The 12586-nt window shown below is 48.2% G+C and carries 13 protein-coding genes and 3 tRNA genes; 7 read left to right on the top strand and 9 right to left on the bottom strand.

Features of this window, described 5'->3' with window-relative positions:
• Positions 1–11: 11 nt before the first annotated feature.
• The 4 genes from GC130_RS19785 to GC130_RS19770 all read right to left on the bottom strand — a co-directional run bounded on the left by GC130_RS19785 (position 12) and on the right by GC130_RS19770 (position 2006).
• The gene (locus GC130_RS19785) at positions 12–467 is read right to left on the bottom strand and encodes an RES family NAD+ phosphorylase (protein ID WP_152000083.1); all 456 of its coding nucleotides are present in this window, start codon (positions 465–467) and stop codon (positions 12–14) included.
• Complete coding sequence (locus tag GC130_RS19780) at positions 467–961, bottom strand: antitoxin Xre/MbcA/ParS toxin-binding domain-containing protein (protein ID WP_152000082.1); 495 nt, start codon at positions 959–961, stop codon at positions 467–469. The genes GC130_RS19785 and GC130_RS19780 overlap by 1 nt, the downstream gene beginning before the upstream one ends.
• Positions 962–1067: 106 nt before the next feature.
• On the bottom strand, positions 1068–1538 hold the full coding sequence (locus tag GC130_RS19775; protein ID WP_152000081.1) for a DUF1456 family protein: 471 nt from the start codon (positions 1536–1538) through the stop codon (positions 1068–1070).
• Between the two features lie 54 nt (positions 1539–1592).
• Complete coding sequence (locus GC130_RS19770; protein WP_152000080.1) at positions 1593–2006, bottom strand: DUF6157 family protein; 414 nt, start codon at positions 2004–2006, stop codon at positions 1593–1595.
• Positions 2007–2269: 263 nt separating this feature from the next.
• On the opposite strand from GC130_RS19770, the gene GC130_RS19765 reads away from it, so the two are divergent.
• The 7 genes from GC130_RS19765 (at position 2270) to GC130_RS19735 (ending at position 8304) form a co-directional block, all read left to right on the top strand.
• Positions 2270–3655, top strand: coding sequence for a sulfatase (locus tag GC130_RS19765; RefSeq protein ID WP_152000079.1), 1386 nt, complete (start codon positions 2270–2272; stop codon positions 3653–3655).
• A 503-nt stretch (positions 3656–4158) separates the two neighbouring features.
• Positions 4159–4241, top strand: a tRNA-Tyr gene (locus tag GC130_RS19760).
• A gap of 168 nt (positions 4242–4409) precedes the next feature.
• A tRNA-Phe gene (locus GC130_RS19755) sits at positions 4410–4481 on the top strand.
• A 6-nt stretch (positions 4482–4487) separates the two neighbouring features.
• Positions 4488–4559, top strand: a tRNA-Lys gene (locus GC130_RS19750).
• Between the two features lie 674 nt (positions 4560–5233).
• Positions 5234–6334, top strand: a complete 1101-nt coding sequence (locus tag GC130_RS19745; RefSeq protein ID WP_152000078.1) for a slipin family protein — start codon at positions 5234–5236, stop codon at positions 6332–6334.
• Between the two features lie 42 nt (positions 6335–6376).
• Complete coding sequence (locus tag GC130_RS19740; protein ID WP_152000077.1) at positions 6377–6901, top strand: tetratricopeptide repeat protein; 525 nt, start codon at positions 6377–6379, stop codon at positions 6899–6901.
• Positions 6883–8304, top strand: a complete 1422-nt coding sequence (locus GC130_RS19735) for an RtcB family protein (RefSeq protein ID WP_152000076.1) — start codon at positions 6883–6885, stop codon at positions 8302–8304. The genes GC130_RS19740 and GC130_RS19735 overlap by 19 nt, the downstream gene beginning before the upstream one ends.
• Positions 8305–8366: 62 nt before the next feature.
• On the opposite strand, the gene GC130_RS19730 is transcribed toward GC130_RS19735, so the two are convergent.
• The 5 genes from GC130_RS19730 to GC130_RS19710 form a co-directional block, all read right to left on the bottom strand.
• On the bottom strand, positions 8367–9644 hold the full coding sequence (locus GC130_RS19730; protein WP_152000075.1) for a Xaa-Pro peptidase family protein: 1278 nt from the start codon (positions 9642–9644) through the stop codon (positions 8367–8369).
• A gap of 273 nt (positions 9645–9917) precedes the next feature.
• Complete coding sequence (locus tag GC130_RS19725) at positions 9918–10133, bottom strand: hypothetical protein (RefSeq protein ID WP_152000074.1); 216 nt, start codon at positions 10131–10133, stop codon at positions 9918–9920.
• A gap of 104 nt (positions 10134–10237) precedes the next feature.
• On the bottom strand, positions 10238–10495 hold the full coding sequence (locus GC130_RS19720; RefSeq protein WP_152000073.1) for a hypothetical protein: 258 nt from the start codon (positions 10493–10495) through the stop codon (positions 10238–10240).
• Between the two features lie 455 nt (positions 10496–10950).
• Positions 10951–11691 carry a DUF1080 domain-containing protein gene (locus GC130_RS19715; protein WP_152000072.1) on the bottom strand — a complete coding sequence of 247 codons (741 nt, stop codon included), beginning with the start codon at positions 11689–11691 and terminating at the stop codon, positions 10951–10953.
• Positions 11692–11804: 113 nt separating this feature from the next.
• Positions 11805–12572, bottom strand: coding sequence for a DUF1080 domain-containing protein (locus tag GC130_RS19710; RefSeq protein WP_152000071.1), 768 nt, complete (start codon positions 12570–12572; stop codon positions 11805–11807).
• Positions 12573–12586: the final 14 nt, after the last annotated feature.

The following is a 12586-nucleotide window of genomic DNA, read 5'->3' as shown; positions in this document are numbered from 1 at the left end:
AACATTGAGGCTTATTTCAATCGTGGATCAAAGTATTCGTCTGTTTCATCCAATCTGGAGACACACCTCCCGAACTCAGGATGTTCGGGAAATAATAGGATATTTTTCTCTCTGGGTGATTGCACCGATGGAACAATCGCACCAACGTAGAGTTGACTGTTCATTATATCTTTCACTATCTCAGCTAGTTGTTTTGGGGAGGGGTAATCGTGCCAGTTTTGAGGCAGGTCGTTAACGGTTATTTCTGCCAGTGGAGTGTCATCGTCTATTTCAAGAGTCAGTACGAACCTGTTCTGAGGTATTCTCGAACCACTATTAGCCAGTGTTTCTAATTTGGCAAGGGCGATGTTCTCTGAGGTATATACCACCCACATATCTTTGGTGCTCCAGCGGCCGTTAGCAAAACGAGAGCCATGAGGAGGGTAAGTGGGCTGGTATTTCTTCTTTTCAATTCTAAATACCAGCATTATCCATACACTCCATACTCTACCCGGTCAATAGCTTCCAAAACAGCTGTTCTACCGCTTTCGGTCATCAGAAGGTCAATCGGATGCTGATCCCCCAGGTTGGCTATCTTCGATTGAAGCCACTCTTCAAACGGCTCCAGCCCTTCAAAGGCTTCCATTCCTCTCTGGTAAATTTTGAACAAACTTGAAAGTCGATCCACCGTGCCCATGTCAAGTTCCGGCTCATCTTTGGCCCTGTAAAAAGTAGTTTTGCTCATGTCAAGCAGCTCTGCCACTCTGGCCACGGGCAGGTTTGTCAAACCGGGAACCTCGCCAAGAAATGAGCCTTGCAACCGAAGAGTGCCTACACCTCCATAGCCCAGGAGTTGATCAATTCCGGCTTGTACGTCATTGCGGCTGGCCCGCCATTTGTTCGGCTGAACATGCTGATACTTTCGCTGAACGGCACGATACCTGGTAATGTTTTTTAATACCGATTGCTCTTTTTGTTTCATTTGGTACTTTCAACTTCCTATTTGAAACTCAATTTAAGAACAATCATTGATTATTTAAGGTTCGGGTGTACAATTTTGTGGTCAGATAGCTGCTTATTCAGCCCTCTCATTCCTCTTCCTTTGCTCTGTACTTTATCTGCATGCCACTCAAAAAGTACCGCAGATACTGATCATTGCATGGCCGGTACTGGCTTTGCTTTGGGTTGCGGAAGAAGGCACTCAGTTCGTGGGGGCCAATAGTTTTGCCTTTCAGTTTGAAAATGGCCTGGATATCTTCTGAGCTTAGGTTAAAGGCGATCTTGAGCTTTCTGAGGATGATATTGTTATTGAGCAGTTGCTCTGGTGCCGGTTGATCGCCCTCTCTTGTGCCACGTTTTTCGTTAATGAGTCCGTTGAGAAAAATCGCAAGTTTAATGTCGGGCATTTCCTGATAAGTTTCCTCATCTTCTCTTTTCATGTAGTCGCTCACTTCAGCCCGTGTTACATGGTGCCCGGCCTGTGCGAATAGATTAATCATTTGCGAGTCATCGGCATCGAGGAGGTAGCGCAATCGGCGGAAGATGTCGTTGTTGGTCATATCGACTACAAATCTAAAAGAAAACCATTGCCAATAGGACTGTCGCTGGAAAACTCAGGCCCTCTTTGACCTCATGGCCTTCACTTTTTTGATAGCATCGTCTGCCAGGAATTTTTTGTACTCTTCGGTTTCAGCTCCGTAAATGGCAATCTTTCCTTCAGCATTGGCGTGCACTCCCCAGCCATACTGTTTGGTAAGCGGAGAGGCCCGAAAGCAGGGCTGCCCTTTCGAAAAATAGTGCTCACGTTGCTCGTCCAGCTCGCTGGGTTCGAACTCATTTCTCAGGGCAAATACGCCAAACAGCACCTCGTCGGAGGTGTACTTGTAGGGATTGTCATACACCATGTCGAATTGCATATTGGCTACCGACTTTTTTTCTCCTTTCAATGATGGCACGGCAGCTTGCTCGCTGGGGCTGTCCTCGGCAATTTCTATAAACGTATTGTAGTAGTTGGTGGTGTGCTTCATCGTTCTCTGTCGCAATTTGTCCTTTTGAATTTAAATGTAGCGAGCGGGAGTGTCAACCCTATGTCATTGGTTTTAAAAAAATGTTTGAGACTCAATCCGAATGAACCGGTCTTCAATTGGTTTGTGGATAGTTTTTATTGAAAATGTAGAAGCCCTATCATAGCCCATGGATTAAACCCGGGGCTATGATAGGCGCTTGATCTGAGGCAGCCGTTGGGGCGGCTATTCCTTCCTAAAGTGAAATAGGATGGATATATTTAGTCATGACTTACCAATTCAGATCTCTCGTTATTCCATTCCTGGGTGCTTCTTTGGTTTTTTCTTGCACACCAAAAGAAGCACCAACCGGCCCCTCCAACGTCCTTTTCATAGTAGTTGACGACTTGCGGCCGGAGCTTGGGTGCTATGGCCATCCCCTTGTTCAGTCACCCAATATGGATCAGCTGGCAGGAGAGGGAGTACTCTTTAAGAATGCTTTTTGTAACATTCCGGTTTGTGGTGCATCAAGGGCCAGCTTTCTCACCGGGCTGAGGCCAATGCAAAACCGCTTTCTCACCTACCTGACCTATGCCCAGGATGATGCGCCGGGAGCGATCTCGTTGCCTCAGTATTTTAAAGACAACGGCTACACCACCGTATCTAACGGCAAAGTGTTTCACAATGAAGACGACCACGCCGCTGCCTGGGACATCAACTGGCGGCCAAACGACCTGCTGGACTATCAGACCGAAGCGAACAGCGGCACAGATTTGGCCAACAGGGGAAGGCCTTACGAGAGGGGTAATGTGCCGGACAGCGTTTATAATGATGCTAAGATTGCAGCTAAGAGCATTATCGATCTGAAGGCATTGGCGGCGGCCGGTAAGCCCTTCTTTATGGCCGTTGGTTTCCTTAAGCCACACCTGCCGTTCAATGCTCCCGAGAAGTATTGGCAGCTATATGACGGTAAAGTAAGTCTGCCAGACAATAACTATGTGCCGACAGGCGCCCCGGCACGCTCCGTTCACAACTCAGGTGAGCTGAGAAACTATGCTGAGGTGCCAAAGGAAGGCCCCGTGAGCGACTCACTGGCGCTAACGTTGATTCAAGGTTATTATGCCAGCGTGAGTTATGTCGATGCCCAGATAGGAAGGGTGCTCGACGAGTTGAAAGCACTGGGTCTTGATGAAAAAACACACATCGTGCTGATCGGTGACCATGGCTACAACCTGCTGGAGCACACCATGTGGTGTAAACACTGCAACTACCGAAATTCACTTCGCTCCACTATGATCTGGAAATCGCCGAAGGTAAAGGCTGGAAGCATCTCCAATGCCATCGTTGAGTACGTCGACATTTTCCCCACCCTGGCTGATCTCTCAGGGCTGCCAAAACCGACACAGCTACAGGGGGAAAGTCTAGCCAATGAACTGGCCGCACCTTCAACGTCACCGGCCGGTTTTGCCATTTCCCGATGGACAAATGGCTACACCATCACCACGCCAGACTATGCTTATACAGAGTGGGTGAACGACAGCCTGCAATGGCAGGACGAAATGCTGTATGATCACCGAAGCGACCTGGAGGAAAATGAAAACATTGCCGCAGGCCAGTCGGCAATCGCTGATAGTCTTAGCCATATGCTTAGGCAGCATTGGGGGTTGCAATGAAGGAGAAGGAGTGCACTCAGCACCAGGGTGTGATTTAGACTCATAATAAATAATGTCGTTTTAAAAATTATTTTAGTGTTGTATTTTGTATAGACAAAATTTATTCAGATCATTGCAAACCAAAATTAAAAGCAAGTGAAGAAACGCACATTACATATCTCAATGCCGAGTCAAAGCGATTGGTTTTGCCTCTATGAGGATGTTATGCTATGGCCTGAAAAAGACAATTGACTGGATAGTTCCCAGCAGTGTTTTGACCCAGGCCGTAAAGTCTGGGTTTTTTGTTGTGAAAAAATGTAAAAGACGCATATGATAAAGCGCTTGAATATACATATGGGGCCGACAGGACAGGAGCGGGATAGCTATCTCAGCTTCGTGGGAAACCTACGTCATCGGCGAAGGATCGGGAGGATATTTTTGTGACTATTCGTTAAGAGTATTTCATGAGAAACCCGGTCCCGCAAGGCCGGGTTTTTTTGTGCCCAAAAAGAAAAACAGGAAAAGGGGATACGCCAGAGTTGGAGATCTGGGCCGGTCTGTAAAACCGGGGCTGACAGCTTTGAAAGTTCGAATCTTTCTATCCCCACAGGGCTGAAGGAGGGGCAAAATGGGTGCCTCCGAACGGAAGAATGGTTAAAGGCCATAAGCAGGATTCCATTTTTCTGTGATGTGCGAAAAAGCTTTCGTTCTGTCAGCAGTGGTCGCCTGGCGTAGGGGTTTTCAGGCCTGATGTCCCGATGCAGGTGGCCAGTTAGGAAGGGTAGCTCCAATGGTAGAGCAGCGGTTTGAAGCACCGCCAGTGTTGGTTCGATTCCAGCCCCTTCCACATATGTGTCTGTAGCTTAACAGGTAAAGCTCCGCACTCTTAATGCGGACAATGGGAGTTCAAGTCTCTTCGGGCAAACAAAGCCAGCAAAGGCTGGTAAAGATCTTCGGGGCTGGGAGTATCCCACCCTGAGGCAGGGAAGGTAGATGAATAAAGGACCTGACGAGAGTTTCTGTATAGCTCCGTAGTGGTGAGCAGGTAGGCCACGCCATGCTGCCTTGTTCATTGAGGGTTCCCTCAAGCTGTGGGTAGGGGGTTCGATTCCCTCATGCGGTTTACCGCTTTAGCTCATTGGTAGAGCAACAGTAAGGATGCGCAGGTTCGAATCCTGCTCCGTCAGTTGGCGGATAACTCAGATGGTAGAGTACTACGCTGTTAACGTAGAGTATGGAATGAAAATCCATGACCTGGAGATGCCAACTCCCAAAAAGGCACTTGTGAAGGCAGTGAGGGGCTGAGCCCCACATATCACCCCTCGGGGAATATGTGGTAGCGCCAGGGCATGGCTTTGAAAGAGAGAGGATACCGCTGAACACGTTCAGCTACTTTGCTAAAAGCACTTGGTCGAAAAAATGGCTGGCAATGAGCTGCCGGCTTCCAGGCAGGCACTTTTGACGAACTGGCCGGGCATTGTTCCGCTCAACATCTCTTCCGCTGTGAGTTGAAGGCGACGCCCTCACCGCCTTCTTTTTAGATGAAATTATTGGGCCAATAGTGATAAATGATGGTTGAACAAACAAATTTTTAAACCAATGCTAACAGTTAGAATTAATACTGGCAAAGTGGGTTTGGCCTTTCGGAGAGGTGACTTCAAGGACGTCATCAGTGAGGGTAACTACTGGTTGATGCCTTACGAGGCGGTGATGCAGTATGACCTGGCCAAGCCATTTTTTCCTCCTGTCGAGCTCAATATTCTCCTGCGAAACGAAAAACTGGCGAATATGCTGAGTGTGGTGGAGGTGAAAGACAATGAGATTGTGTTGCAGCACGAAAATGGTAACCTGAAAAATGTACTAACTCCCGGAAGGTATGTCTACTGGAAGGGTTTAGTGGTGTACAGCTTCGTTACAGTAGACCTCGGTAAGTACGAGGTCACTGAAGCAATTGACAAAACCACCCTCCAAAGGAGAGACGTGCTGCCCTATGTGCGAGTATTTGTCGTGGAATCATACGAGAAGGGCATCCTCTTCGTCGACGGTGAGTTCACCAAAGTGCTCGGCACAGGGGTGTACTACTTCTGGAAGACACCGACGGCTATTTCGGTAGCTAAGGTCGATACGAGGTTGCTGCAGTTGGAAGTATCAGGCCAGGAAATGCTGACCAAAGACAAGGCGGCGCTTCGGGTCAACTTCTATGCGCACTACAGGGTGGTAGACATCATCAAAGCGTTGATTGAAAGCAAAGACTTCGAGAAGCAACTCTATGTATTGCTACAGTTAGCCCTGAGGGAGTACATCGGTACACTGACCCTGGATGAATTGCTCGAGAAAAAGGAATCCATTGCGAACTACGTGATGGCAACTGTTTCAAGCAAGGCAGCTGAGTTGGGTGTGATCATCAAAGACAGCGGTGTGAAGGACGTCATCCTCCCTGGTGAGGTGAAAGAAATCATGAACCAGGTGCTAGTGGCGCAGAAAAAGGCGCAAGCCAATATCATTACCAGGCGGGAAGAAACTGCTTCCACAAGAAGCTTGCTGAATACTGCCAAATTGATGGAAGACAACGAAATGTTGTTTAAGCTGAAGGAGATGGAATATGTCGAAAAAATCGCTGAGAAGATCAACAGCATCACGCTTTCGGGCGGTAGCCTGGTGGTCGATCAGCTAAGGGATATTTTCTCTCCCACGAAGTAAAATGAGGCTGTCGGGAGTGGCAGCCTCTTAAAAATTACAGACATGAAAATGATTGACATTTACCTGGAGAAGGTAATTACGCAAGCCGAAAATATGATATGGGACGGTGACCACTTCGAAGGCAAAGACATGCTGGAAAATGTGCTTACCTACGAGCCTGGTTATGCCAAAGTGCACAACCTATTGGGCTGGTTACACCTTTATTATATCGAAGACGACGAGTTGGCTGAGAAGCACCTGAAGTTGGCGGTCAAGTTTGAACCCAACTGGAAGGTACCTTACATTCACCTGACGACGCTTTATATGCGCAATGAAAATTTCGACAAGCTTGGTGAAGTGATGATGAAAGCCAGAGAGATTGAAGGGATCAGTAAGGCGCTGGTCTTTGAAAGGCTGGCCATGGTGGACGAAGCGAAAGGAAGATACACAGCGGCCATCAGGCTTTACAAGACTGCGATCTTCCACTCAATGGACAATGATGCCATTGAAGAGATGCGCAGTAATATCAAAAGATGCAGATTTAAAAGATTAAGATTTGTAAGACAAAAATGGCAACGACAAAAATAACAGGAAAAGAACTGAGAGCACTGGGATACCCAGAGGGCCGTGCGATTGGTTCGGCCGTGGAGGTGATGGAAACCCACTACAAGGGAAAATCCAAAATGCAAAAGCTTGAGCTGTTGGCCAGGGTGTTGCAAACTCCCGGGCTGTATGCAAAGCACGAGACGCTGGGGCCGGTGGCCACCAGCCTGATCATCAAAACGGAGCACAATCAAACCATTGAGTTGAATGCCAGGCGACTGGAATACAGCATTTATGGTGCGGAAGCTATCGAACAGGGTGCGATCCACCAGATGGAGATAGCCATGAAGCTGCCTGTAACGGTGGCCGGCGCTTTGATGCCGGATGCGCACCAGGGGTATGGTTTGCCCATCGGCGGTGTGTTGGCTACCAACAATGCGGTGATTCCCTATGGAGTAGGCGTAGATATTGGGTGCCGTATGTGTATGACGCTTTATGATATTCCTGCTTCCTATGCCAGTCAGCATACAGATGAGCTGAGGATCTTGTTGATGGAGCACACCAGGTTTGGAAATGCTGGCTTCAAAAGGCCGGAAGACGACGAGGTGTTCAGCCGGAAGGTGTTTAGTGAGATCAATATTCTTAAGGCATTGAAAGACCGGGCTTATCTGCAAATTGGTACTTCTGGGGGAGGCAACCATTTCGTGGAATTTGGTGTGGCAGAGCTGGTTGACGAAAGCAATGAGCTTGGCTTGCCCATTGGCAGGTATCTTGCAGTGCTGTCACATTCTGGCTCCAGGGGGTTGGGGGCCAATATCGCCCGCCACTATACCAAACTGGCGATGGACAAGTGCAAGCTTCCGGGCGAAGCGAAACACCTTGCCTGGTTGGATTTGGACACAGAGGATGGACAGGAGTACTGGCTGGCAATGAATTTGGCGGGTGACTATGCTTCGGCTTGTCATCACCAGATCCACCGAAGACTGGCCAAAGCACTGGGTGAGCAACCGCTGGCTATGATAGAAAACCATCACAACTTCGCCTGGAAGGAGAGGGATGCGGCTGGAAATGATATCATTGTTCATCGAAAAGGGGCCACACCTGCAGGCAAGGGGGTACTTGGAATTATTCCTGGGTCGATGACCTCGCCAGGCTTTATCGTAAGAGGCAAAGGTGAAGCTAATGCTATCAATTCTGCTGCTCACGGAGCTGGCAGGGTGATGTCCCGGACGAAAGCCAAGGAGACGCTTTCAAAGCAGGAAGTGCGAAAGCACCTGAAGAAAGCCGGTATCGAGCTGATCGGCTCCGGCTTAGATGAAGCACCGATGGTGTACAAAGACATTCACCAGGTGATGGCCTTTCAGCAAGAGCTCGTGGAAGTCGTGGGCTCCTTCACTCCTAAAGTAGTGCGTATGTGCGGCGACGAAAGGTTTGCTGAAGTCGATTAAAGCCTCTCAAGTGGGAGGCTTTATTTTAACTCAGGTAAAGTTAGGAGGTTCGTTAGCCTAATTTATACCCCAAACGGTTCCTCAATACTAATACTCTGCGGAGTAAATAGCTGCCCACCATCTTCCGTGACGTAGAAACAGTCTTCCAGGCGCACGCCAATCTCTCCATAAATGTAGATGCCGGGCTCGTCGCTAAAGCACATGCCTGGCTGTAGTGGAAGGTCGTTGCCTTTCACGAGGTAAGGCCATTCGTGGCCATCCATACCAATGCCATGGCCTAATCTATGGAAGAAGTTTTTGTAACCTGGGCCAAAGCCGGCATCCTCAATTACTTTGCGGCCTACGTCGTCGATGGAGCCACAAGTAGCGCCAGGCTTCACAGCTGCCATAGCGGCTGTTTGTGATTCTTTTACTTTGTTCCAGATGTCAGTTTGACGTTGTGTAGGCTTGCCGTAAATAGTAGTCCTGGTAATATCTGAGGCGTAGTCGTGCAGGTTGCAGCCCCCATCCATGAGCACGATGTCGCCTTCTTTCATGCTTTGAGCCGTTTGGCTGCCATGCGGGTAGGCCGCCCACTCTCCAAACATCACGCTGGCACCACCGGACACTCCCAGCTTTTTGAATGCCGCAGAGATGTTTCCACTGAACTCGTATTGCGACATGCCATCTTTCATCACGGCTATGGCAGCCCGATAGGCTTCAATAGTAATTTCATTGGCTCGTTTCATCAACGCCAACTCAGTCGGAGATTTAATCATGCGGCACCCAGCAGCTACGGGAAAGGCATTTACAAACTGTATTTGTGGAAGCTCTTTTCTTAGTCCATCAAAAAGGAAAAAACGGACATTCTCTTCAACCCCGATTTTGCCAGTGCTAATACCATTGTCTTTAAGAATGCTGCCAACAAGTTTGTAAGGGCTTTCGTGCTCCTGCCATACCCTCAGGTCGTTGCCAAACAGAATTCTCTCTTTCAACCTTTCTTCTTCGAACGCCGGACATACATAGGCCAGCTCACCTTTGGCAGGGATGATGGCTGCCATCATGCGCTCGCTGCGGCCCCAGTTGATACCGGTAAAATACACCATGGAAGAGCCCGACTCCAGATATAGAGCGTCGATCTTATTCTCCACCATCAGCCGCTGCGCTTTTTCTATGCGCTGCTTCCTTTCCTCATTGCTGATCGGCTTCATGTCGTCCACCATCGACTTTAGGTGGTCAAACGGTCCTGCTTCTGCTACTATTTCTTTGGGTTTGTCTTCAGCTGCGCAGGCGGTGAGGCCAACGGCAGCTACGGCACCAGTTGCTTTAATGGATTGGTCGAAGAATTTGCGTCTATTCATGGATGGTTGGGTTAGATGAAGCGTTAAGATACTTCGAAATAGAATCCGGAAGGAAAAAATTTATACGGAGGGCTGAAGAAGTGGTTTGCCGTCTTCTTAGAGGTAGATCGAAGAACGTGAAAGGGTTGTTTTCAGTACAATGCAACAGTAAGCTACTCTGTCGTGCGAAAAAGGAATGTCTTAATAGAGAATGGAAGGGTTCGCACGAGCGCTTTTTACCATTGTCAAGCACAACAGATTGACGTGAAGGTTGACATCTGAGTAGTGGATTTACTATGAGCTTCTTGCAGCCATCGTTTCAACATCTGTCTCTGTGGGGAAAAAGTCAGTAACGTACACTTTCGTCTCATTTTCCTGGATGTAATAGATAATCTTGATGTCTGTTCTTTTTGTTCGATTGAAAAGAAGGAATCGATATTCGTGTTTCAAGCCTGCGAGCCACATTTCTTTTGCTCCACGATGTGGATGATAGTTCAAACTCTGGGGCATTCTCTCTAGTTCATCTACTAATTGCTCGGCTCGTTCCAGTGAGTAGTGTTCGTATAAGTATTCCAGAACTTCGTAAAAATGAGACTTTGATGTGAGCGTAAATTCTACTTGGTACTCAGACGTTTCTCTTTTTTCCACTGCTGAAAGTCCGTATTAAATTGTTCGGCACTAATCGTTTTTCCTTCGGTGATTTCTTTCTCAGATTGCTCTGCCCTTCTGATCATTTCCAGCTTCTGTAAATTCTCCGATTGGCTTCTGTTTTTTTTCTCTGCCTGAACCATGCTGTGCACTAAAGCCAAAAACCTTTCGTCTGCATGATCTACATACTCGTGGATTTCCTTGCGTACTGTCGAAGATTTCATAGTGAAGACATTTTCATCAAACAACAAAGTAACGAATTTTGAGCATTGTTCTGTTCATTAAGGCATGATTTAACTTGCTTGAGTATATTGATTCGTCACTTTTCTGTGCTTTGCAGGCCGCCTGGGAAAAATGAAACCGCTGTGCCCAACACCAGGCCGAGGCAGTATAAGAGGGGAAGAACGTTTATGATTATCTGCTCGAAATTGATACGGCCCGCCCAGGAAGGACAAAAGCTTTGAGCGTTCACTGCTATTGTCGAGTTTGCTTGCTTGGACAAGAGGGGAAGGAAAAAAATCATGCAGGGGGCTGAAGAAATGGTTTGAACGACGAACCACCAAAATGAACGTCACCTCGATCCGACGTAGGAGGGATAGTTCTCCCAAATATAGACTGAGTCCAGTTCGGGAGACCTCTCACTTCGCTTACGCTACGTATCGAGGTGACGTTTTAGCCACTACATCTCCCTGATCCAGATATTCCGGAAGCTTACCGGGTTGCCATGATCCTGCAGCATGATTGGGCCTTTGCCATGCGCTTCGTACGTGGGCGAGCCAATGTAAGCTGTGTTGCCCCAGATGCGGGTATGATTTTGTGTCACCACGCCGTTGTGCAGTACCGTTACAGTTGCTTCATGCACCACTTCTCCTTTGTCGTTGAAAACAGGGGCCGTGTAAATGATGTCATACGTTTGCCATTCCCCAGGGCCTCTTGTTGCGTTTACCAGGGGAGGCGATTGCTTATAAATACTGCTCGCCTGACCGTTGGAGTACGTACGGCTTTCGTAGCTGTCGAGCACCTGCACTTCGTAAATGCCCTGCATGAACACGCCACTGTTGCCACGTCCCTGGCCTTCCCCTTTTACTTCGGAGGGAGCACGCCATTCAATATGAAGCTGGTAGTTGTCAAACTTCTGCTTGGTTTGGATCACTCCCTTGCCAGCAGCCACGGTTACAGCGCCATCTGCTACAGTCCATTCTGCTGGGCCTCCTTTCCCCGACTCCCATTTGTCGAGGCTTTTGCCATCGAAAAGCACAATGGCGTCTGACGGAGGAGCACCGTATTGTGCACCTGGAGTTATTTTTTTAACTGCTGGTTCCCAGACTTCCGTCGTTTTAGGGTCTTCACCTTCTTTAACTTGTGCGCAAGCTGCAAAGACTACCAGAAAGGCTAAAGCGCTGAATAGGATGTTTTTCATGGTTGAAATATTTTTTGTGATAGTTAAAATTTAGCAGGATGATGTCTTTCGAAACTTAGTGGTGCCCCCAGCTATGACTGTGGTCAACTTCCAACTTCCGTCTACGGTCTTCTCTACAACTCCCTTATCCAGATGTTTCTGAAACTGATAGGCTTGCTAGGGTCGCCATGCGCCTGAAGTTTGATAGGCGAAGCTCCATGTTTTTCGTAGGAAGGCTGCCCGATGTAAACAGTGCCGCCTTTTAGCTCAAAATTATTTTGAACTAGCACGCCATTGTGAAAAGCTGTCACTCTTGCAGGACTTTTCAGCGAACCATCGCTATTGAAGCGGGGAGCCGTCCATACGATATCATAAATCTGCCATTCTCCAGGCTTCTTACAAGCATTGGCAAGTGGCACGCCTTGTTTGTAAATACTGGCCGTTTGGCCATTTACGTAAGTGGCATTGTTGTAGCAGTCAAGGATTTGTATTTCGTAGCCATCGTCGCCAGGGCCGGTGCTGGCCAGGAAAAGACCACTATTGCCTCTGGCTTGTCCCGTTTCGGTGATGCCGGTGGGTTCATACCACTCCAGATGCAGCTGGTAATCGGTGAAGTTCCTTTTTGTCTGAATATTGCCCTGGCTTTTGTCGACTGTTATCACACCGCCTAAGCTTGTCCAGCCAGCAGGTTTCGAGGGGTCGTTGGTGCTTACCCACTCACTCAGGTCATTGCCGTTATAAAGAACTACGGCGTCAGACGGAGCATCGGATGGAGCATCACCAGGAGTGACTACCGGAGGCACTGGCTCATAGAATTCGGTAAGCTTTGGGTCGCCTTTTTGTTGGGCGTAAGCCGACATGGCAACGAAGGCAGCAAGGGCGCTGAAAAGTATCTTTTTCATGTGTCTATCTTTTA

This window comes from Imperialibacter sp. EC-SDR9 (genome assembly GCF_902498805.1).
Lineage (GTDB): Bacteria > Bacteroidota > Bacteroidia > Cytophagales > Cyclobacteriaceae > Imperialibacter.
This window is presented reverse-complemented; position numbering and strand designations above follow the sequence as displayed.